Genomic DNA, 21285 nt, shown 5'->3' with positions numbered 1-21285 from the left:
CAAAATGATCAACACTTCGGTATTATTGCCTAAATGGCACTAAAATCGCACAGTTCTCTGTCCTTACTGACTCTCCACATTCAACACAGCGGCAGGAGTCCTGTTTTCCATGAACATCCAGCGATTTAGCTCTATACTCGCGCTACAAATCGAGTCAAATTAACGACTTAGGCAAACAAAAAATTGGCAGACACTATTTCTAAAATGTCAAATCGCCGACAAGACCGTAATCCAACCCATGGCAGGGACTTCGGCAATAGGCATGGAAACCGGACGTTGCTTCGGCGAAGGGATGTGAACAGTTCTATCCTCTTCCGGATGCTCGCCACTCTCGCCCTTGCCTTCACCTTGTTACTCCCTGCTTGGCCCTGCGAGGCGGCTCGGAAGGTGCTCGTTCTGCAAAGCCTCAGGGTCGCACCTTATGAGGAAGCGGCCAAAGGAGTGCGAAGTGCCGTGACCGGTAACATCAAGAAACTGGTTTTGTCTGACCTTGACGGCCTCGATGCGGCAAAATCGGTTCGGGATGAACGGCCCGATGTGATTGTGGCCATCGGCACGGAAGCCATGAACAGGGTAAAGAAAATCAAGGACACTCCCATCGTCTACCTGATGGTCTTCGATCAGCATAATACCCTCACGACAGGATCAAACATCACCGGAATTGGCATGCACGTGGCGCCGGAGCGGCAATTGATTTCAGCACAAAAGGCACTGCCTCGGCTCAAACGTGTGGGGACCCTGTACAACCCGGCGCGAAGCGGAGCCCTTTTCCGTAAAACGCAGGCAATGGCACGATCTCTCGGTATCGACCTCGTGGCGCGGGAAGTCCGTTCATCGCGCGATGCCCTGAACCTTGTCGAAGGGATGAAGGGAGACATCGAGGCATTCCTCATGCTTCCCGATGCAACGATTCTTACACCGGAAACGGTCGAATACCTCCTGCTCTTCTCCCTGAACAACAGGATTCCCATCATCACGTTTTCAGACAAGTATGTTCAGATGGGAGCGCTCATGGCGCTCGATGTTGATCCGTACGAGGTGGGACGGCAGGCCGGTGAGATGGTCAGAAAGATTCTGTCGGGAACCCCTCCCGAGAGCATCCCGCGCAGCGAACCGCATGGCGCGGTCATCATGATAAACAGCAAGATAGCGCGCAAGCTTGGCCTCTCCCTTAACGAAGAGGTTCTGAGCCGGGCCAAGGTCATACGCTAGGATACGTAATGGATCTCATTAATACACTGAAAAACCGTCGTGACAGCGTTGGACTGAGGTTTTTCCTCCTGTTCACACTCTTTATCGCGGTAATTTCGGTTTCGTTTACGGTTTTCTTTTTCCAGCAACAGCGAAGCGCCCTGAAGGATAGTCTGGTCAACGAAGGAAAACTCCTGGCGAAGCTGCTGGCCCACAATATCCGCCTCGGTGTTTTCGCCGAAAACGCAGAACTTCTAAGGGATCCCATCCAGGGAATTCTGGAACACGAAGGGGTTCTTTTTGTCTCAATCGTGACGGCAGAGGGAAAAGCACTCCAGGAACAGGCTCACAAGAAAGTAATCAACAATTCCGGTCGGGCCTTTCCCCATTGGAGTTCCCGCTTCGAACGGCTGAAAGGGACAGCTGAACCCTCGGTTTACGAAGGAGATGACATCTTCGAGTTCTGGGCGCCGGTAATGTCGAGTTCGTCCGTCCTCGCGGACGAATCACTGTTCCTCGACCAGCCGCCGCGGACGACGCCTCGCGTCATCGGTTATGCACGAATCATCGTCGACAAGAACCTTCTCGGGGAAAAACTCGACACACTCCTCTACACAAGCGTCTTCATGGCAGCGGGCTTCCTCCTTCTCGGCACCTTTTTCACCTACATCATAACACGCAGAATTACGCGCCCCTTGGACCGACTCACCGAAGGAATCAGGGTTCTCGAAAGGGGTGGTTCATTCGAGCCCGTTCCCGTGGAGTCGAAGGATGAGATCGGCCGACTTGCCACGGCGTTCAACCACCTGGGCACAACACTGAAAACCCGCGAAGCAGAGAAGGAACTCCTGGCCGAGGAACTCCGCCACGCCCAGAAAATGGAGGCTATCGGAACTCTTGCCGGGGGAGTGGCCCACGATTTCAACAACATACTAACCGCCATCGTTGGCTTCGGAACACTTCTGCAGCGCAGCCTCAAGAATGACAACCCTTATCGCATATACGTGGAACAGATTCTCTCAGCCGCTGACCGGGCCACCAATCTCGTTAAACGGCTCCTCGCCTTCGGCAGGAAGCAGGTAATCTCTCCTCACCCGACGAATCTGAACGACATTGTGAAGGGTATAGAGAAGCTTCTCCATCGACTGGTGAGCGAGGATATCACCTTTGTCACCTCGCTCTCCAGAGAACCCCTCGTGTGCCATGTGGATGCAGGGCAAATCGACCAGATCCTGATGAATCTCGTGACAAACGCCCGCGACGCCATGCCGGACGGCGGCACACTAACTGTTACGACGGGGAGCGACTTCCTGGAAGAAGATTTCTTTGGCCCCCTTGAAAAGGGAAAAACCGGCTACTATGCAATTCTGACCATTGCAGATTCGGGCACCGGCATGGACGGAGAAACGCAGGAACGCATCTTCGACCCCTTCTTCACCACGAAGGAGGTCGGCAAGGGGACAGGGCTCGGACTCTCCATGGTCTATGGCATCGTGAAACAGCATGACGGATTCATCACCGTTGATTCAGAACCGGGCAAAGGGACGGCCGTAAGAATATACCTCCCCATCGTGGCGACAAAGGAAACCGCGGAGCGTCACGAGACAGCAATTGCTGCCCAGGGAAACCAGGAGACCATCCTGATTGCCGAAGACGACCGGGACGTACGCAAACTCTCGAAACTGGTTCTTGAGCGCAGTGGATACACGGTCATCGAGGCCAGCGACGGGGCCGAAGCTGTCAGGCGGTTTATGGAGAACAGAGACAAGATAGACCTTCTTCTTCTCGACGTTGTTATGCCCAAGAAGAACGGACAGTCCGTATATGAAGAAATCCGGCGCGCCCGACCGGAGATGAAGGCCCTTTTCATAAGTGGCTACACCCAGGACATCATCAACCGGAAGGGGGTACTCGACGAGGGAATCAACTTCATTGCGAAGCCGGTCAAACCCGATGAACTCCTGACAAAAATCAAAGAGGTTCTCAAAAACTGAAAAAGCCCGCCAAAGCGGGCTTTTCTTGGTGGCGTACCAGAGTGGCGCCGGAAGGTGTCGCTACTTTTTACTTCTTATCCTCGAAGAGTGTGACCTTACCCTCGTCCAGGTCATACTTGGCAGTCACAATCTTGATCTTTCCTTCCTTGACAAGCTTGGCAACGACCGGCGACTTCTTGGTTATATTGGCCGCAACGAGCTTGACGTTGGCATCGCAGGCAGCTTCCACGAACTCTGCCTTGGGCTTGCCTTTCATTGCCTTTTTTACCTTTTGGACAGCCGGAGCAATGGTCTTCACAAGTGCGCCGATATTCCCTTCAGCCTTCCCCTTGCTGTCGACGGTGGCGGTCACGGCACCGCAGCGCTCGTGGCCAAGCACCATTATGAGGGGGGAACCGATATGCTCGGCAGCGTATTCGATGCTCCCGAGAACGACGGGATCAGGGATATTGCCGGCAACCCGCACCACGAACAGCTCACCCATGGACTTGTCGAAAATAATCTCGGGCGGAACCCGCGAATCGGAGCAGGAGAGAATGATCGCATAGGGTTTCTGTCCCTTTGCCAACCCTTCCCGTTTCGCCGTATCGCTCTCGCGGCAAGCGCCCATCTGACCTTCCACATAATGCTTGTTTCCGTCCATGAGGCGCTGAAGCGCTTCATCGGCGCTGACCCCCACGCCCCCCTCGGAAGCAAACGCCACTGCTGCAGATGCGGCGACAGCCACACCGATGATGAGTCGTGCAATTCTTCTTCCCGTCTCGTTCATGCGCAATCCCTCCAGTGGTTCAAATTTTTGAAATAATTCATTATCACCATACAAACGGCAAGTCAATGGACAAGAGCTTTCAATGTCAGCAACAGCCACCGCCTCTTGTTTTCCTCGCGCCGATACTCGCCAGCCACTCATTGATCATCCCCGATGCACACCCGACTCCCGAATCGACCTCGATGGCACCAACGGAGCAGTTGACGGCGCAGGCGCCGCATTCCATGCAGGCGTCGAAATCCCGTATTTCGGCCTTGGTGCCCTGCAGCGCGAATACTCCATGGGGACAGACCGCCACACACATGCCACACCCGATGCAGGCTTCGCGGTTGAGTTCCAGGGTAGCAACGTTTGTGAGGTAGGAGAAACCTTTCACACTAATCGCTCCTTGCGCTCAGAGGAATCGAGCCGCGATCCAGAGGAATATGCCGGCGAACAGCGACACCGCCATGGCCGGAAGCCCGAGCCGCATCTCCTTCTTCACTCCCGACCGGGAGGTGAAGGGGGTACTGCCGGTGAAATTGAGGGTCAGGAAGGCGGTCACGGCCGGCACGGCGAGAACGAGGGCCATGGCGTCAAGCCATCCTGTTGTCTCCCTCCCTACCCCAATAAACAGAACTGCCCAGCAGCAACCGGCCACCGCCCCCTTCACGGCAAAACTCTTACCCGGAAGCCAGGGGAGAAGAACCGGCGCAGCAACGGCTCCGGTCAGTATGGTCCCCACGAAGAGAACCAACGCAGACACAAGGGTTGAGAAGGATAAAAGCCCGCCGGACAATGCCGACAGGGCCACGAGGAGCGCCACGAACGGCACGCCCCACTTCCCGGTCGTCACCAGTTCGATTGGGGTGAGGGCGAGCCGCTCGCGGGCGGTAAAGGTAAGCCGGCGCATGCCAGGTGTGGTCACCATGCCGTTATCGAGGTACTCGGGGAGGTCGGCTGCCCGGATCGTGGCGTAGCACACCTGGAATCCGCTCCGCCGGGCAACCTGGTGGGCGGCCACGCCGGGAGCGCCGAGAATCGGGAGAATGAGCGTGCGGTGCGTAACCACCGTGGCGAGCCCAACCTTCTCCACCCGACGGACCAACTCATCGGTGCCGAAGGTCCCCTTGCCGGCGGCGCACCAGACATTGATCCCGAAGGTTTCGAGGACGAGGAGCCAGACGCTGCGCCCCGAAAACTCCCTCCTGACCAGATCGTAGCTCATCTTGTAGTTGGCAGTCACCACCACGGGGTCTTCGGGGCCGGGGGAGCCAATGGCGTAGAGGCCCGGCGGCACCAGGTACGACATCCGCCCGATCCCCCACCGGGCCTTCCAGGCGCCGAGCCGGTCGGCAAACCGGAACTCCGTCGAAACAATCGGCACCCTGCCGGCAGGAGTTTCATGCCAGCGGACAAAACCGGGGACATGCTCGTTGATGGTCCCGCTGACCGCGGGAGTCTTGGGGCCTCAGCACGGCTCCTTGGTCAGGTCTGGTCCCGGCGATACTGGACGAAACCCGACGCTTCCCCGCTTTACCACTGTGGCACTGCGCACTTTGTAAGCCATCTTCCGCTTCTCCGCCGGTTAACGCATGCCGTCCGGCATTGCCACCCGCAACCGCCCTGCCAGATCGTCGACAAACTGCCGCGCGGACCTTCCCGAACGGCTCCCCTTGAAGAGCGCCCATTGCAGAGCCTCTCTCCTGAGTGACTCCGGGTCGACGGGCAAGGCGAATTTTTCGGCATACCGCGCGACGATGGCAAGGTAGGTGGTCTGGTCAAAGGAATAGAAACTCAGGTTGAGGCCGAAGCGGTCGGCCAGGGAGAGCTTTTCCGACACCGCTTCCTCGGGATGGATCTCTCCCCCCAGATTGTCCTCCATCCGCTCCGGGAGGAGGTGACGGCGATTGGACGTGGCGTAAAAGAGGATATTGGAGGGTCGCTCCTCGATCCCACCCTCAAGGAGGGCCTTGAGTTCCCGGTACCCCCCCTCCCCCTCGCCAAAGGAGAGGTCGTCACAGAAGAGGACGAAGCGATGCGGCATCTTCCTGAGGGGCCCGATGATGGCCGGCAGGGTAAAGAGATCGTCCCGGAGTACCTCCACAAGCCGCAGACCTTCCTCCGAAAAGCGCCGGAGAAGCCCCTTCACGCAGGTTGACTTGCCGGTCCCCCGCTCACCCCAGAGAAGGACGTTGTTGGCAGGATACCCGGCCACGAACTGCCCGGTGTTGCGAACCAGTTCGTCACGGACCAGGTCGATCCCCACTAGGTCGTTCAGATCGGGCAAGTGTGGATGCTCCACCGGCAGAAATGAGCCCCCCTCCCCTACCCGCCGCCACCGGAAAGCGATATGACACTCGAAGAGTTGATCGTCGGGAGGCGGCGGGGGAACATAGTCGTCCAGGAACCGGTCGAGCCGACCCAAGAGATAATCCAGTTTTCCGGCAATCCGGTCCCAGCGTTTGTCCCGGTCGTCCATCACTTGATGCGGGCCTTTATCTTCTGCAGTTCGGTATTATCCACTAAGGGGTAGGTGCGGGGAGGGATCTGGGCAATCTCAGCCTGAACCCGCTGGATCCGCTCCGACGTCAGAGGATGGGAAGAAAAGAAGCTGGTAAGGGTACTTGAGTTCTGCTTGCCCATGGCATCAAGTTTCTGGAAGAAGGAGACCATCCCCTGGGGATTGTACCCGGCCTTGGACATGGTTTCCACCCCAAGGAAATCAGCCTGGTTCTCGTATTCCCGGCTGTAGGACATCATTCCCGCCTTGCCGAAGAGCTCACCGGCAATTTGACCCAGCATGTTCGAGTTCTGCCCCAGGACCAGGGAGAGGACCAGGGAGTAGCCATACTGCTGGGTCATCTGGCGGGTGCCGTGCCGGGCCACGGAATGGCTGATCTCGTGGGCCATGACCGCCGCCACCTCCGTCTCGCTCTGGGCCGCCTTGAGGAGACCCGTATGGACATAGAGCCGACCGCCGGGGATGGCAAAGGCATTGACGCTGTCATCCTTCACCACCTTAAAGACGTAGTCGAAATTCACCTCCCGAGCGCCGGTCAGGAGCCGGCGGCCAAGCCGGTCGATGTACTTTTGGGCCTCAGGGTCATTGTAGACCGGATACTGTTTTTCGATCTCTACCGCGAACTTGTTGCCAAGCTCCTTCTCCTGCTCAATGGAGATGACGTTGAAGCCGTGGATGTCTGCCATGTTGACGGCACAGCCTGACAACGTTCCGATTACGATAAGTGGCAGCAACAGCAGTCGAGCAAGTCTCATGGCTTTCCTCCCTGATCTCATTTTTGCTTCAGCGAACATTCGCGTTCCCACGCGATGTAACCGTCACCCGTGATTTCCCAGAAACTCCGGATGCGGCTTTCGTAGAAAGCCCCATCGCCGCACTCCTGCTCCATGGCGGCGAGAAAATCCCCGCCAATGAGACCTCGACCATTGAGGAAGCGGTAAAAGGAACGTACCCCGAGAAGGTGCCCTGCAAGCTCCTCTATCGAGGGTTCAATGGTGTTGACGATATACCAGTTGCCGGCGAACTGACGGACGATTCCTGGCCGCTCGTCAAAGAGATTGCAATGCTTGTAGCCCACGAGGAAATCGCGCACATAGTAATCGGCGCCGCTGGCCACGCGAGTTGCCTCCTGGGGATCCATCCCCCCCTCCAGAAGCGAGTCATAAAAGCGCTTGAGCAGCGACTGGCAGAGCCCGTCTGCCCTGATCTCGTCATCGACGGTCACAATGGCGAACTCGTCCTTGTTGACGACGGGCTCTGCCACCGGCTCCCGTGCGGGTTTGTAGTTGTCTGACATAAGACTCCTCGGATTCATCAAAAAATTTCAGCGGTTCAGCCGTGGGTCAAGGGCGTCGCGAATCCCCTCCCCCAGCAGGTTGTAGGCAAGGACCGTCACCAGGATGGCCAGGCCGGGGAACAGGGAGAGCCACCAGCCGAACTCGATGTAGTCCTTGCCCGACGTGAGGATGTTCCCCCAACTGGGCGTGGGGGGTTGCACGCCGATGCCGAGAAACGACAGGGCCGACTCCGTGAGTATGGCCCCGGCAACGCCAAGGGTGGCAGAGACGAGCACCGGCGACAGGGCGTTGGGAAGAATGTGGCGGAAGATGATCCGCGCATCGGACGCCCCCAGCGCCCGGGCCGCCAGGATGAAGTCCCGCTCCCGCAGCGACAGCACCTCGGCCCGCACGAGCCGCGCCACCCCCATCCATCCCGTGAGGCCAATAATCGCCATGATATACCAGATGGACGGCTCCAGAAAAGCGATCACCGCCAGGATCAGAAAGAAGGTGGGGAAACAGAGCATGATATCCACGAACCGCATGATGACGGTATCGACGATGCCGCCGTAGAAACCCGACACGAGCCCCAGCACCACCCCGATGGCCACGGCGATCCCCACGGAGACAAAGCCCACCTTGAGGGAGATCCGCGCCCCGTAGACCACGCGGGTAAAGACGTCGCGCCCCAGCTCGTCGGTGCCGAACCAGTGGTCTGTCGAGGGGGGAAGGAGCACGTGGTAGGCATCGATGGCGTGGGGGTCCCAGGGGGTGATGTACGGAGCCAGGAGGGAAACGGCAAAGAGGAGAAGGACGACACACCCGCCAGCCACAGCAAGGCGGTTCCCCCGGAACCGCTTCCAGAATACCGCATGGAACCAGCTTTCCCGAAAACCCATCCCTACCCCCTTCCGTGCCTAATCCGAGGATCGGCCAGGGCGTAGCCGAGGTCGGCCAGGAGGTTGCCGACGAGCGTAAGGAAGGCGCCGATCACCAGAATGCCCATGACAAGAGGATAATCCCGCCCCATGACTCCCTGATAGAAGAGCTGCCCCATGCCGGGGATGGCAAAGATGGTCTCGAAGATCACACTCCCCCCGATGAGGCCGGGGAGCGAGAAGCCGAGGAACGTGATGACCGGCAGCAGCGCATTGCGCAGGGCGTGCCGGTAGACCACGGCCCGCTCCGTGAGCCCCTTGGCCCGGGCCGTGGTGATGTAGTCCTGGCGGATCACCTCCAGCATGTTGGAGCGCATGTAGCGGGAGAGCCCCGCCAGACTCCCGAAAGTGGCCACGGAGACCGGAAGGATCAGGTGCTTCGCCAGATCCACGAACCACGCCATAGGGGAAAGTGTCTCGCTCCCCAGGGAGTGGAGCCCCGATATGGGGAGCCAGCCCAGTTTCACGCCAAAGAAGTACATAAGGAGCAGTGCCAGCCAGAAGGTCGGCACCGCGAACCCCAGGAAGACGAAGATGGTGATCCCCTTGTCGTAGAGGGTGTCCCGGTGGGTGGCCGCAAAGATGCCGATGGGTATGGCGAGGCCGAACTCCAGGATTAGGGCGATGAGGTTGAGGGAAATGGTAACCGGAATCCGCTCCTTGATCTTGTCGGTCACCGGCCGATTGTCGGGGGCGAAAGAGCGGCCAAAATCGAGGGTTGCCACCTGCTTGAGCCAGGTGGCGTACTGGACGTGGAGCGGCTTGTCGAGGCCGTAGAACTCCCGGAGCCGCTGGCGGGTCTCGGCGGTGATCTTGGGGCTCATGGCGGTCATGGCCTCCACCGGCTCGCCGGGGGCCAGGCGGATTACCACAAAGGAGATGAGGGTAATCCCCAGAAGGAGCGGAACCATCATTATTAGTCGCTTTGCAAGATAATTGATCATAAGTCGGAGAAACGGGGACCAAGAACCGGGGCCGGGAAAGACGTAAGCCTTCACTGGTCCCGGTCCCTGGTCCCGGCAGTTAATGCACCTGCTCTTCCTTGGGCACGTACCACCGGATGATGTTGTGCGTGATCCCGGCCGGCGCCGGCTCGATCCCCCGGAAGCGGGCACTCACGACCGGCAGGGCATCGGGGACGAAGAGAAACGTGTAGGGCTGCTCCTGGGCAAGTATTTCCTGAATGCGCCAGTAGCAGCGCCTGCGCTTTTCCTGATCGAAGGTACTGCGTCCCTCTTCGATGAGCCGGTCCACCTCGGCGTTCTTGAACCCGATGAAGTTCAGCTCCTTGGGGCCGGTCTTGCTGGAATGCCACACGTCGAAGATATCCGGATCCTGGGGAATGGTCCATCCCATGATGAGGGCGTCGAAATTCCGCTTGTCGATGAAGTTGGTGAGGAGCGACGCCCACTCCAGAACCCGGATCTTCACCTCGATCCCAACCTTTGCGAGGCGACGCTGGATGATCTGGGCGGTCTTGAGCCGCTGGTCGTTTCCCTGGTTGGTGAAAATCGTGAAACTGAAGGGCTTGCCGTCTTTCGTAAGGATACCATCGGACCCGATCGCGTGCCACCCCGCCTCGGCCAGCAGCACCTTTGCCCGGGCCGGGTCATAGCCGAAGTCCCTCACAGAAGGATTGTATGGCCAGGTTCCCGGCTTGAAGGGACCGTGGGCCACCTGCCCCAGCCCCAGAAGCACCCCGTGGACAATCTCGTCCTTGTTGATGGCGCAGGCAATGGCCTGTCGGACCCGCCGGTCGGCGAAAAGAGGGTTGCGGAGATTGTATCCCAGGTAGGTGTACGCCGAGGCCGGATAGCGGAACTTGTTGAAACGGGCCAGGAACTCAGGGGTATCGGTCTGCCGGGCGTACTGGACCGGCGTGAGCCCCATCATGTCGAGGCCGCCCGCCTTCAGTTCCAGGTACATGGTGGAAGTATCGGGGATGATCCGATAGACGAACCGGTCAATGTAGGGCCGCCCCTCGAAGTAGTCGGGAAATGCCTCAAGGACGACCTTCTGCCCCGCAATCCACTCCTTGAACCGGTAGGGGCCGGTCCCCACGGGATGGCGGGAAAGTGGGCTTTTCGTGATGTCCTTCCCCTCCAGGAGGTGGGCCGGCAGGATTCCCGCCCCCCAGGAGGCCAGAGCCGGGGCAAAGGGCTTGCCGTAAGTCACGCGGAAGGTGTACCGGTCCGGCGCTTCTGCGCTCTTCACCTGCTTGAAGTCCTCGGCATAGGCGGTGGGGGTCTTGGGATCAATGGTGACTCGGTAGGTGTAGAGGACGTCGCGGGAGGTGAACTCGGTGCCGTCGTGCCACTTCACCCCTTTGCGCAATCTGAAGGTGATGGTGAGGCCGTCGGGGGAGACCTGCCACGACTCTGCCAGATCCCCCACCAGTTCAAGATTCTTGTCGTACTTCACAAGGCCGTTGAAGACGTTCCCCGCCACATCGTGGGAGGCGGAATCGGAGGCAAGCAGCGGGATCAGGTTGGACGGTTCGCCAATGGTGCCAACCACCAGGGCATCGCCGTAGGCAGGGGACCCTGCTCCCCGCCGCGGCAACTCCGCAGGAGGCGCGCCGCCGCTGCACGAAACAAGGGTAACCAGTGCCGCAAGACAGCAGAACAGCCGTGCCGTCATTTCTCCAGACTTTCCGCCCTGACCTTTTTCTTCTTTTCGGCGATATCCTTGCGACCCGGGTCGGCGTCGAGGATCTTCTTGTAAAGTTTCAAGGCATTGCGGTATTCATGGTTGGCTGCATAGGCGTCGGCCAGGTGCTCCATGACCGTTGGATCATCCTCCACGACCTTGAGTGACCGCTCCAGGAGCGGCACGGCCTCGTCATAACGCTTCAACTTGAAGTAGACCCAGCCGAGACTGTCGAGAATAAAGCCGTCGTTGGGACGAAGCGCCACTGCCTTCTTGAGGTACTGGAGGGCTTCATCCAGTTTGATGTCCATCTCGGCGTAGGTGTAGCCAAGATAGTTGAGGGCCTGGGCATCGTCGGGCGTAATGGTGATAACCCGCTTCATCCGGGCGATGGACTCCTCCTTGTTCCCCATCTTGTCAAGGATGGTTCCCATCCGGAAGTGGAGCCTCGGGTCCTCGGCAAACTTCCCTTCAACCCCCTTGAGAACGGCAAGTCCTTCTGAAAACTTATCCATAGATTCGTACAGACCGGCCAGATAGAGATAGAGGTCCAATTTATCGGGATTGGCCGCAATGGCATCCGTTAAGATCTGGATTCCCTTCTCAGGTTTTTCCCGATCCCGGTACATAAAGGCGATGTGCCCCAAGGCCTCAACGTAATTGGCGGTTCCCGGGGGAATCTTACTGAATTCCTCTATGGCCTTGTCGAACTCTTCTTTCTCCTCGTAAGCGCTCGCAATGTAGAAGCGAATCTGGTGGGCCTTGGGTTCCCGGGCAAGGATCTGCTCGAATTCGGCGATCGCCTCGTCATAGCGTTCCAACTCCATATAGATGAGGCCGATCTTACGCTGGGTTTCCAGGCCGCCGACACCCCGATCCTTCATCACGATGAGCATTGGGAGCGCATCCTCCAACCGCTGCTGCTGGAGGTAAAGCTGCACCAGGTGCTGCAGCACGTTCATGTTGAACGGATTTGTCTCAAGCAGCTGCTTGTAGGTGGCGATGGCATCATCATAGAGGCCGAGCCCCTCTTGGGAAATCCCCAGGTCGATTATAGCCTGCTCGAAATCGGGCTTGATCTCGATGGCCTTCTTGTAATAGTTGGTCGCCTCCTTCTGGAGTTTCATCTGGTCGTAGGTCTTGCCCAGGTAATAGTACCCCAGCGATGACTCGGGGTTGATCTTGATCAGAGACTTGAGGGTGTTAACCGCCTGCTCGTAATCAAAGGTTCGGACATAGGAGACGGCCAGATGGAGATAGGCATCCTCCTTGGTCGGATCAAGCTCAATGGCTTTGCTGAGGTGAACAATGGCTTCCTTGTCCCGCTTGAGGTTTGCCAGGATGGTTCCGGCAATGATCCGTGCCGGACGGAACCCGGGATCGACGCGGATGGCGTTTTCACCTGCGCGGAGCGCATCGTCGAGCTTGCCCGATTTCAGATAGATCTCCGCGGCTGCCGTATGAAGAAAAGCGGAGTTGGGGTCAGCCTCAATGGCGCCATTCAGGAGCGTGAGCGCACCCTCGAAATCCCCGTCCAGCTCGCGGAGGCGCGACAGTGAATAAATGTAGAGAGCCCTCGAACCGGCAATATTGACGGTTGGACGAAATGAGTGCTCGTTGGGGGGAACCGGCTTCCCCGCGCCGTTTGTGGCGCATCCCGGAAGAAAGGAAAGAGCCAGGAATAATGCCACGACAATACGTTTCTTCATGCAGTTACCCGTGCCTACGTCTGCCAGAAGCGGAAAAGGCGCCCGAAAGCCCCGCATCTACTCAGTTGTTGCGAATATGGTAAAGTGAAATAAGCGTTCAGAATGGACAGGGATGAGAAGACTTGCATTCCGTCGGAATACAAAAGCCGTTCCAGCGGAACGTGTATCCCAAAACTCATCAAAAAAGCTAACACAATAACCCTGACCCGTCAAATGAATATAAGGAAGCGCAAACCTTGCGCGGAGCGGCGTTTATGGTACTGTGTATGGTATATTTCCGCCCTGTGGGGACGGCATGGAAAAGCGATTCATACGGTCACTCCTGAAGCCTTCAGCCTACCCGGAACACACGGACTCCGTGGAGCTCGTCCAGACCCATGTCTCCTACATCTTTCTGACTGATCGCTTCGCCTACAAAGTCAAAAAGCCGGTGGATTTCGGCTTCCTCAATTTTTCAACCATAGATCGACGCCGCTTTTACTGCAACGAAGAAGTTCGCCTCAATCGACGCCTCTGCCCCGACATCTACCTCGGCGTAGAGGAAGTGAGGGAAACGCTTGGCAGGGCCGGATTTTCCGGCGATGGACGGGTCATCGATTATGCGGTCAAGATGAAGCGGCTCCCGGCGCAACGGATGCTCGACCGACTGCTGTGTGCGGGTGAGGTTTCCGTGGCTGATATCCGAGCCATTGCCCGGGTAATCGGCGAATTTCACCGCCGCGCCGAACGGAGCAGAGAGATCGACAGCTACGGCGGAGCCGACGTCATTCGAGCCAACTGGGAAGAAAATTTCCGCCAGACCCGCCAGTTTGCGGGAGAAACCCTGAGCGGACGGGATCTTCGCTGCATCGAAGAATGGGTCGACCGCTTCATGAAAGAAAATGCCGCCATCTTCGCCCGACGCGTTGCCAACGGCTTCATTCGCGACTGCGACGGCGACATCCACATGGAAAACATCTGTCTGGATTCTGACGGCAGTATCTGCATCTTTGACTGCATCGAATTCAATACCCGCTTCCGCTACGGCGACACGGCCGCCGACATCGCCTTCCTCCTGATGGATTTCGACGTTAATCGCAGATCTGACCTCTGCTCGCCGTTCCTGGATGAATACATCCGGACAACCGGCGATGACGGAGTCGCCGACGTCCTTGACTTCTACAAGGTCTATCGGGCCTGTGTCAGGGGAAAGGTGGAGAGCATGCGGCTTCTCGACCAGCAGATTCCGCCGGCGGACAAGGCCGCAGCCAAGGAGCGCTCCCGGCGCTATTTCCGTCTTGCACGCGGCTACATCGCCCGTCGGGCCTTCCCTCCGTCGCTCATCCTGACCTGCGGCCTCACGGGAACCGGCAAGAGCTACCTTGCGCGGGAACTGGCCTTTGACCTTGGGCTGGAAATAGTCAGTTCCGATGTGGTAAGAAAGGAACTAACAGGTTCTGCACCGCAAGAGCACCACTGGGACCGCTACGGAGAAGGCATCTACGCGGAGTCCGTCACCGCCCGCACCTACGGAGAGATCCTCAAGCGGGCTGAGGCGGCCATGGAGACGGGACGCAGTATCATCGTGGACGCCACCTTCCGCCGCAGAACCGATCGTGACCTCTTTCGGCAACTGGCCGATCGATACGGCTCCCGTTTCCACCTGCTTCACGCCGTCTGCCCGGAAGAGACCGTCAGGCAGCGTCTGGAGGCCAGGAGAAACCAGTGTGATGAACCTTCGGACGGCCGGTGGGATATCTACCTTTTACAGAAGGGGGAGTTCGAAGCCCCTGCCGGCGACGAATCAGGCATGATCAGGATCGACACCTCCAAACCGGTCACCGAGCTGCTCGACACGCTCCTTGACGCCATGGAGATACTGCCGTGTGGATGAAATTGCGGGTTGCCCTCTTCAAACGGCTGAGGCTGCGGGAATCGTGGGTGATTTTCTTTATCCTGGGCTTCGTCATGATGAACTATCCGTTCATCCAGATCTTCAACAAACCGTACCGGGTCTTTTCCATCCCCCTGCTCTATCTCTATTTCGTGGGAGGATGGGCACTATCAATAGCAGTCATCTACCTCTTCACCAAGGCCATCAACCAGCCTGAAGACGAGCAGGACGAAGGAGATCACCGTTGATCCTGAGCATTGAACTGGTGGTCGGAGTATCGCTCCTCTACATAGTCCTGCTCTTCGGGGTTGCCTACTATGCCGACAGAAAGCGGGAAGAGGGAAAGAGCATCATCGCCAACCCCTATGTCTACGCTCTCTCCATCGCCGTGTACCACACCTCGTGGACGTTCTACGGCAGCGTCGGCAAGGCGGCCACCACCGGCCTCGACTTTCTTCTCGTCTATCTGGGTCCCACCCTCATGGCATTCACCTGGTGGTTTCTCCTGCGCAAGATCGTCCGGATCAGCAAGGAGAACAACATCACCTCCATCGCCGACTTCATCAGTTCCCGCTACGGCAAGTCACAGTGGCTCGGGGCCGTCATCACCATCATTGCCATCTTCGGAGTGATGCCCTACATCGCCCTTCAGCTCAAGGCGGTGTCCAGCACCTTCGACATCATCTGCGGCTACCCCTACATCCAACTCCCGCTGCTCCACAAAAACTACCCCTTCTCGCTGCACACAAACTTCTTCGCAGCTCTCATCCTGAGCATCTTCAGCATGATTTTCGGCGCCCGGCGCCAGAATTCCTCGGAACGGCGCCACGAGGGTCTCGTGGCCGCAGTTGCCGTGGAGTCGGTCGTCAAACTGGCTTCATTCCTCGCCGTCGGTACCTTTATCACCTACGGGATCTTCGGGGGATTCGGCGACATTTTCTCCCGCATCGACGCCCAAGGAGATCTTCTCAACCACCTGACCACCCTCGGTGACCCTGGCGAGACCACCTATGCCCGGTGGCTGACCACCCTTTATCTTTCCATGGGCGCCATCATGCTCCTCCCCCGCCAGTTCCACATCATGGTCATCGAGAACAGCGATGAGAACCATATCAAAAAAGCCATGTGGCTGCTGCCGGCCTACATGTTTCTCATCAACCTTTTTGTGGTTCCCATCGCCCTCGGCGGCATTCTCCACACCGGCGGAGCCCTCGGGGCCGACTTCTTTGTCCTCTCCCTCCCGCTGCAGAGCGGCCACTCGTGGCTGGCGCTGCTGGCGTTTCTCGGAGGCTTCTCGGCCTCCGCCGGGATGGTGATGGTGGAGTCGGTGGCCATCTCCACCATGTTCGTCACCTACCTCCTCATGCCAATCGTGGTCCGGTTGACCCCACGTCCCTGGTTCCCGGCCATGCTCATCAACCTGAAGCGCCTCTGCATCGCCCTGGTAATTACGCTCGGCTTCCTTTACCAGACGGTAGTGGGCGAAACCTTCATGCTCGTAAACATGGGGCTCATCTCCTTCGCTGCGGCGGCCCAGTTCGGTCCGGCGCTCGTGGGGGGGCTCTACTGGCGCCGGGCGAACAAAGTGGGAGCCCTGACCGGCATCATCCTGGGCTTCATCCTCTGGCTCTACACCCTGCTCCTTCCCTCCTTCATCATGTCGGGCCGGTTCTCCCGGGCAATCCTCGACGAGGGTCCCTTCGGCATTGCCCTGCTCAAGCCGACAGAACTCTTCGGCCTTGCCGGCTTCGACCTCTGGTCCCATTCCCTCTTCTGGAGCATGCTCTTCAACGTGGGGGGATACGTGGCCCTTTCCATCCTCCTCCCCCAGGGGGACAAGGAGCGGGAGCAGGTGCGAAAATTCGTCGACGTCTTCACGTCAGATCGAAACGGTGTCCCTTGGGAAACCAAGCGGATGTCGAAGCCGGTCACGATCATGCAGTTCGTAAACCTCATGTCGAAGTTCATTGGGGAAAAACAGGCCAACACGGCCATTGCCGAGTATATGGGGAACCGGGAGATCACTGCGCAGGGAGGGGTGTCGGAGTTCGAACTGCCGAAGCTGAAGCGCTTCACTGAAAAGACCCTGGCAGGATCGGTGGGTGCTGCGGCTGCGGGAGCCATTGTGGAGAGCTACCTTTCGGATCTGGGATCACGGATGGAGCCGGTCTACGACATTTTCAGCACGGTCCAGGCGTCGCTCGCGGAAAGCCGCGAGGCCCTCTACGTGCGCCTCAAGGCATCGGAGCTCATCAACAGGACCCTGGACCTCCAGATCATCATGGACGATCTTCTGGCGCTTATCCTCAAAGAATTCAAGCTCGATCTGGCGGTCATCAGGCTCATTGACGAAAAGGGAGTCCTGCGGGTCAGAAGCTACCGGGGGAAGGGAATAGCCGCAATCATCGGCAAGGACTGGGACCCCGAAAGCGAAACATACATCGGCGAGGCATTCACGGCCAACCGGATCCAGTTCGTCAACGATACCCAGTACATCACCAAGCCGCTCTCACGGGACCTGATGGCACGTGAAGGGATCAAGTCCTTCGCCCATATCCCCATCGCCCGCAAGGGAGAACACCCACTCGGGATTTTGTCGGTCTTTTCCAAGAACATCGTTGGCCTCTTCAACGAACCGTTCCTCGATCTCCTGGAGAGCCTGGCGGGGCAGCTGGCCCAGGCAGTGAAAATAGTCACGGAAATGGAAGCAAGGGAGCGGGAGCGCGAGGAAAAGGAACGCATTCTCCTGGAAAACGCCCGGGTTCTCAAGGAGATGGAGATTGCGAAGCAGATCCAGCTTTCGCTCCTCCCCTCCAGTCCCCCCGTTATCCAGAAAATAGAGATCGCGGGGCGCTGCAAACCGGCAACCCACGTGGGGGGGGATTACTACGACTTTTTCCTGCATGGCGCCAACAACATCGACATGGTCATCGCCGACGTGTCGGGGCACAGCGTGGGAGCTGCCCTCATCATGGCGGAAACCAGAAGCGTGCTCCGGGCACAGGCCCGTTCCGACAAGACCGCCGGGGCAATTCTCGCGACACTCAACGAACTGCTCCACGACGATCTCTCCGCCGCCGAGCTCTTCATCACCATGTTCTACGTCCGCTATGACACCGATCGCTGCGTCCTCGCCTACGCCAACGCCGGCCACAACCCTCCGCTCATCTTCCGCGAGGGTCAGCGTGCCTGCGTGGAGTTGGATGCCGAGGGGCTCATCCTTGGCGTCAAGCGGGACGTCCAGTTCGAGGAAAAGATCATATCCCTCCGGCAGGGCGACGTGGTGCTCCTCTATACCGACGGCATCACCGAGGCCCAGAACCCGTCTGGAGAATTCTTCGGCACAGGGCGCCTCTGCGACATCCTCACCCAAAGCCATTCCCGACCCGCAGAGGCCATTATCGAAACCATTCTCGCAGAGGTGGAAAGCTTCAGCGCCACATCGGTCATCAACGACGACATCTCCATGGTCGTCTTTAAAGTATTTCCGTCCCGGCAGCTAATGAGTCAAAATCAGAGCGCGGCGAAACCTTTTGGTGTACAATAGAAAATCGAACAATATACAATGACGGTCGTTTTTTCGGAAAGACCTGAAATCAAGGAGTGGACCATGAATCTCAAGACTGAGGAACGAAACGAAATCCTGATCATCTTCGTAAAGGAAGAGCGGCTCGATGCCCATAACTCCAACGACTTGAAGGGAAAAATGCAGGAACTCTTCGAGCAGAGTAAAAAGAATATCCTCGTTGACCTTACCGATGTCCGCTTTATCGACAGTTCGGGCCTGGGCGCCCTGGTTTCCGGCTTCAAGAACGCCATATCCCACCAGGGGAGCCTCAAGCTATCGAGCTTGCAGCCCCAGGTCAAGTCCATGTTCGAGTTGACCCGCCTTCACCGGGTCTTCGAGATATTCGGCTCAACGGCGGAAGCACTTGAAAACTTCTAGGGGTGTGAGGGATGGACAGGAAAGAGATCGAAGTTGATATCAAGGTGCCGAACCAAACCCGCTACCTGAGCCTCATCGGGAGGATCGGCGAAGACATCGCCAAGGAACTCGACCGCTTCGACGGTGATCGGGACATGCTCGCCTACCATATAAACCTTGTCCTTACCGAGGCGATGGTTAACGCGATCAAGCACGCCAACGCCAACGACCCCGACAAGATGGTCCACGTCTACATCAACATCACTGACCAGGACCTTCTCATCCGCGTGTTCGACGATGGCCAGGGATTCAACATCAACAGCATCCCCCCGCCCGACTTTGACCAACTCGAAGACCGAGGCAGGGGGATTTTCATTATCAAGCAGCTGATGGATACGGTGAAATACGAAAAGATTAACGGCGGAAATATGCTGGAGATGACCAAGTGTCTGCGGTTTTACCCGTGAGTTTGCCTGTTATTCGGCGTTTTTCCCCTTCTTCGTGATGATCAGCACCATCGCCAGTCCGAGAAGAAACATGGGAAAACTGAGCAGTTGCCCCATGGAAAAGGGGCCCATAATAAAACCCAGCTGAGAGTCGGGCTCACGGAAAAACTCGACAAAGAAACGGAACAGCCCATAGCAGGAGACAAAGGTCCAGAAGGCCACCCCTGCCGGGCGCTCCTTCCTTCCAACTACCATCAGAATTATGAACAGCACCGGCCCTTCAAGAATCGCCTCGTAAAGTTGAGACGGGTGCCGCGGCATCGGGCCTCCCTCACGGAAGACCACCCCCCACGGCATATCGGTGACACGCCCGTAGAGTTCCCCGTTGATGAAATTGCCCAGCCTCCCGAGACCAAGCCCCACCGGAGCAGTAAGGACACAGAGGTCTGCCAGGGCAAAGAACTGCATCTTTTTTTTCCGCGCCACCAAAAGCCCCGCCAACACAACGCCGATGAGCCCCCCGTGGAATGACATCCCCCCTTCCCAGACGGCGAATATCTTCAGGGGATGTTCGAGATAGTAGGGGGCATTGTAAAAAAGGATGTATCCCAGCCGACCGCCAAGAATCACACCCACCGCCAGGTAAAAGATAATATCAGCCACATCGTCCGCTGAAAGGGGAAGGGAGCGCTTTCGGGCCCTCCGGAGAACGATGAAATAAGCGGCAATGAACCCCAGTATGTACATCAAGCCATACCACCGGAATTCCAGGGGACCGATGCGCAGGAAAACCGGGTCTATATGCGGAAGCTGCATGGATGCTCCTCTCAGGGCGGAATCGGTCTACCCTAGCAATTATGCCGTCCCCTGTCAATCGACGCCCTCCACCACGACAAGCGCTATCTTGGCAGCAGCCAAAAAAATTTTTCATCCCCCGTTGACAGCATCATCCACGGAGATACACTTCAGTCAAAAGGTGCCGCTCTTTGAAAATTGCTCTGGGAATCAGGTAACAACCGGTTGAGGGACCTGACGGTTAACCCATGACGCCATACGGGTTCAGGTGCGGTGAGCAAGCCCGCAGCACAGGGAAGCCTGAAGCGCCTTCCCGACAAAAAGTTTACCAATGGTCAGAGGGTCCAGCGGTTGTACGGTTATCCCGGAGCAACTTAACTAATTGACGTCCAGGGAATGGCGCAGTAAGCGTACGTCTCTTCCGTCAGGCGCGTAACAACCGCCCCAAAAGGGGAAACGGCTGCGAAAGACCAGGCCCGACGGTCGCAAAAGAGCGTCCTGCCCGGCTTCACGACCGCTTCTACCGACGGATATGAGAAAGCATCCCCGCTGGGCGTCAATTACAAAAAAGCCCGGAGGTTTCCCCCTCCGGGCTTTTTCTTTTCTGAAACTTCTCTGCCCTACTTCCGCAGTTCCAACGGCACGCCGACCCGTTGGGCACTCTCTTCAAGAGCGTTAAGCTTGGTATTCAGGCCGGTCAACGTCTCCTCGATCCTCTTTACTTCCCTCTGGACTCCCAGAAAATCGCCACGGCTCATGGTGCCGGGATTGGCCAACCGGCCACGACGCGCGGCAAGTTCTGCCTCGTTGGCTTTGATCTCACTCCTCAGCGTCCTGAACTCGGTTTTCCAGGCATCCTCATCCTTGCCGCCGTAGACCGCCTTCTTTTTTTCTTGTTTAGGGGCTGGTGCGTTTTCAACTTCCTTCTGCCCGGTCTCCGGCTTCTTCTCTTTGCCTCCCCGCTCGACGACCGTTTCCGTCACCTCGGCCGCAGGCGCCCCACCTTCGGGAATAACCGTTACTTTCTTCCGGTATTTTTTGGGAACCTTGCCAAGGTCTTCAGTGTAGTTGACTGTCCCTCGCTGGTCCACCCACTTGTATATGTCGGCTTGGGCCGCCACGGCCAGAGCCAGGATCGTCACGGTGCATGCGAAGCGCATCATGGGTTACCTCCACTAAATCTCGTTGGTTCGGCACAGACAGGACACAATGA

Annotated in this window: 19 protein-coding genes; 7 read left to right on the top strand and 12 right to left on the bottom strand. The window is 57.8% G+C overall.

Going from position 1 to position 21285, the window contains the following annotated elements; translation table 11 throughout:
• Positions 1 to 294 precede the first annotated feature (294 nt).
• Both KI811_RS13605 and KI811_RS13600 read left to right on the top strand, forming a co-directional pair.
• Positions 295 to 1212 carry an ABC transporter substrate-binding protein gene (locus KI811_RS13605; RefSeq protein ID WP_281874162.1) on the top strand — a complete coding sequence of 306 codons (918 nt, stop codon included), beginning with the start codon at positions 295 to 297 and terminating at the stop codon, positions 1210 to 1212.
• A gap of 8 nt (positions 1213 to 1220) precedes the next feature.
• Complete coding sequence (locus KI811_RS13600; RefSeq protein ID WP_214187024.1) at positions 1221 to 3185, top strand: ATP-binding protein; 1965 nt, start codon at positions 1221 to 1223, stop codon at positions 3183 to 3185.
• 67 nt (positions 3186 to 3252) lie between these two features.
• Here the strand turns inward: KI811_RS13600 and KI811_RS13595 are convergent, their stop codons facing one another.
• The 10 genes from KI811_RS13595 to KI811_RS13550 form a co-directional block, all read right to left on the bottom strand.
• Positions 3253 to 3954 (bottom strand): carbonic anhydrase, encoded by a 702-nt coding sequence (locus KI811_RS13595; protein ID WP_214187023.1) that lies wholly within the window; start codon positions 3952 to 3954, stop codon positions 3253 to 3255.
• Positions 3955 to 4039: 85 nt separating this feature from the next.
• Positions 4040 to 4330: a mercury methylation ferredoxin HgcB gene (hgcB, locus tag KI811_RS13590; RefSeq protein ID WP_214187022.1), complete on the bottom strand. Its 291-nt coding sequence runs from the start codon at positions 4328 to 4330 to the stop codon at positions 4040 to 4042.
• Between the two features lie 18 nt (positions 4331 to 4348).
• Positions 4349 to 5503: a mercury methylation corrinoid protein HgcA gene (gene hgcA, locus KI811_RS13585; protein WP_281415208.1), complete on the bottom strand. Its 1155-nt coding sequence runs from the start codon at positions 5501 to 5503 to the stop codon at positions 4349 to 4351.
• An 18-nt stretch (positions 5504 to 5521) separates the two neighbouring features.
• Positions 5522 to 6415: an ATP-binding protein gene (locus KI811_RS13580; protein ID WP_214187020.1), complete on the bottom strand. Its 894-nt coding sequence runs from the start codon at positions 6413 to 6415 to the stop codon at positions 5522 to 5524.
• On the bottom strand, positions 6415 to 7212 hold the full coding sequence (locus KI811_RS13575) for a M48 family metallopeptidase (RefSeq protein WP_214187019.1): 798 nt from the start codon (positions 7210 to 7212) through the stop codon (positions 6415 to 6417). The genes KI811_RS13580 and KI811_RS13575 overlap by 1 nt, the downstream gene beginning before the upstream one ends.
• Positions 7213 to 7229: 17 nt before the next feature.
• Entirely contained in the window at positions 7230 to 7754 is a 525-nt protein-coding gene (locus KI811_RS13570) for a hypothetical protein (protein WP_214187018.1), read from the bottom strand.
• Positions 7755 to 7781: 27 nt separating this feature from the next.
• Complete coding sequence (gene opp4C, locus KI811_RS13565; protein WP_214187017.1) at positions 7782 to 8636, bottom strand: oligopeptide ABC transporter permease; 855 nt, start codon at positions 8634 to 8636, stop codon at positions 7782 to 7784.
• 2 nt (positions 8637 to 8638) lie between these two features.
• Complete coding sequence (locus tag KI811_RS13560; protein WP_214187016.1) at positions 8639 to 9619, bottom strand: ABC transporter permease; 981 nt, start codon at positions 9617 to 9619, stop codon at positions 8639 to 8641.
• Between the two features lie 79 nt (positions 9620 to 9698).
• Positions 9699 to 11315 carry a peptide-binding protein gene (locus KI811_RS13555; RefSeq protein WP_214187015.1) on the bottom strand — a complete coding sequence of 539 codons (1617 nt, stop codon included), beginning with the start codon at positions 11313 to 11315 and terminating at the stop codon, positions 9699 to 9701.
• Positions 11312 to 13033, bottom strand: a complete 1722-nt coding sequence (locus KI811_RS13550) for a tetratricopeptide repeat protein (protein WP_214187014.1) — start codon at positions 13031 to 13033, stop codon at positions 11312 to 11314. The genes KI811_RS13555 and KI811_RS13550 overlap by 4 nt, the downstream gene beginning before the upstream one ends.
• A gap of 295 nt (positions 13034 to 13328) precedes the next feature.
• Here KI811_RS13550 and KI811_RS13545 point away from each other — a divergent pair, with 295 nt between their 5' ends.
• The 5 genes from KI811_RS13545 to KI811_RS13525 all read left to right on the top strand — a co-directional run bounded on the left by KI811_RS13545 (position 13329) and on the right by KI811_RS13525 (position 19298).
• Positions 13329 to 14906: a bifunctional aminoglycoside phosphotransferase/ATP-binding protein gene (locus KI811_RS13545; RefSeq protein ID WP_214187013.1), complete on the top strand. Its 1578-nt coding sequence runs from the start codon at positions 13329 to 13331 to the stop codon at positions 14904 to 14906.
• Positions 14903 to 15154: a hypothetical protein gene (locus KI811_RS13540; protein ID WP_214187012.1), complete on the top strand. Its 252-nt coding sequence runs from the start codon at positions 14903 to 14905 to the stop codon at positions 15152 to 15154. Before KI811_RS13545 ends, KI811_RS13540 begins: the two co-directional genes overlap by 4 nt.
• Positions 15151 to 18453, top strand: coding sequence for a sodium:solute symporter family transporter (locus KI811_RS13535; protein WP_214187011.1), 3303 nt, complete (start codon positions 15151 to 15153; stop codon positions 18451 to 18453). The genes KI811_RS13540 and KI811_RS13535 overlap by 4 nt, the downstream gene beginning before the upstream one ends.
• Before the next feature lie 63 nt (positions 18454 to 18516).
• Positions 18517 to 18852 (top strand): STAS domain-containing protein, encoded by a 336-nt coding sequence (locus KI811_RS13530; RefSeq protein WP_214187010.1) that lies wholly within the window; start codon positions 18517 to 18519, stop codon positions 18850 to 18852.
• Positions 18853 to 18863: 11 nt separating this feature from the next.
• On the top strand, positions 18864 to 19298 hold the full coding sequence (locus KI811_RS13525; protein WP_214187009.1) for an ATP-binding protein: 435 nt from the start codon (positions 18864 to 18866) through the stop codon (positions 19296 to 19298).
• Positions 19299 to 19307: 9 nt separating this feature from the next.
• Here the strand turns inward: KI811_RS13525 and lgt are convergent, their stop codons facing one another.
• The gene (gene lgt / locus KI811_RS13520) at positions 19308 to 20093 is read right to left on the bottom strand and encodes a prolipoprotein diacylglyceryl transferase (RefSeq protein WP_214187008.1); all 786 of its coding nucleotides are present in this window, start codon (positions 20091 to 20093) and stop codon (positions 19308 to 19310) included.
• Positions 20094 to 20692: 599 nt separating this feature from the next.
• On the bottom strand, positions 20693 to 21235 hold the full coding sequence (locus KI811_RS13515; RefSeq protein ID WP_214187007.1) for a DUF4124 domain-containing protein: 543 nt from the start codon (positions 21233 to 21235) through the stop codon (positions 20693 to 20695).
• Positions 21236 to 21285 lie beyond the last annotated feature (50 nt).

The sequence above is a fragment of the Geobacter hydrogenophilus genome, assembly GCF_018501225.1.
Taxonomy (GTDB): domain Bacteria; phylum Desulfobacterota; class Desulfuromonadia; order Geobacterales; family Geobacteraceae; genus Geobacter; species Geobacter hydrogenophilus.
This window is presented reverse-complemented; position numbering and strand designations above follow the sequence as displayed.

Bases quoted from the DNA above. Each gene is read 5' to 3' on its own strand.
- KI811_RS13515 (WP_214187007.1), bottom strand. From the start codon at position 21,235: ATGATGCGCTTCGCATGCACCGTGACGATCCTGGCTCTGGCCGTGGCG.
- lgt (WP_214187008.1), bottom strand. From the start codon at position 20,093: ATGCAGCTTCCGCATATAGACCCGGTTTTCCTGCGCATCGGTCCCCTG.
- KI811_RS13560 (WP_214187016.1), bottom strand. From the start codon at position 9,619: ATGATCAATTATCTTGCAAAGCGACTAATAATGATGGTTCCGCTCCTT.
- KI811_RS13600 (WP_214187024.1), top strand. From the start codon at position 1,221: ATGGATCTCATTAATACACTGAAAAACCGTCGTGACAGCGTTGGACTG.
- KI811_RS13570 (WP_214187018.1), bottom strand. From the start codon at position 7,754: ATGTCAGACAACTACAAACCCGCACGGGAGCCGGTGGCAGAGCCCGTC.
- KI811_RS13550 (WP_214187014.1), bottom strand. From the start codon at position 13,033: ATGAAGAAACGTATTGTCGTGGCATTATTCCTGGCTCTTTCCTTTCTT.
- KI811_RS13545 (WP_214187013.1), top strand. From the start codon at position 13,329: ATGGAAAAGCGATTCATACGGTCACTCCTGAAGCCTTCAGCCTACCCG.
- KI811_RS13540 (WP_214187012.1), top strand. From the start codon at position 14,903: ATGAAATTGCGGGTTGCCCTCTTCAAACGGCTGAGGCTGCGGGAATCG.
- KI811_RS13580 (WP_214187020.1), bottom strand. From the start codon at position 6,415: ATGGACGACCGGGACAAACGCTGGGACCGGATTGCCGGAAAACTGGAT.
- KI811_RS13525 (WP_214187009.1), top strand. From the start codon at position 18,864: ATGGACAGGAAAGAGATCGAAGTTGATATCAAGGTGCCGAACCAAACC.
- KI811_RS13575 (WP_214187019.1), bottom strand. From the start codon at position 7,212: ATGAGACTTGCTCGACTGCTGTTGCTGCCACTTATCGTAATCGGAACG.
- KI811_RS13530 (WP_214187010.1), top strand. From the start codon at position 18,517: ATGAATCTCAAGACTGAGGAACGAAACGAAATCCTGATCATCTTCGTA.
- KI811_RS13555 (WP_214187015.1), bottom strand. From the start codon at position 11,315: ATGACGGCACGGCTGTTCTGCTGTCTTGCGGCACTGGTTACCCTTGTT.
- KI811_RS13595 (WP_214187023.1), bottom strand. From the start codon at position 3,954: ATGAACGAGACGGGAAGAAGAATTGCACGACTCATCATCGGTGTGGCT.
- opp4C (WP_214187017.1), bottom strand. From the start codon at position 8,636: ATGGGTTTTCGGGAAAGCTGGTTCCATGCGGTATTCTGGAAGCGGTTC.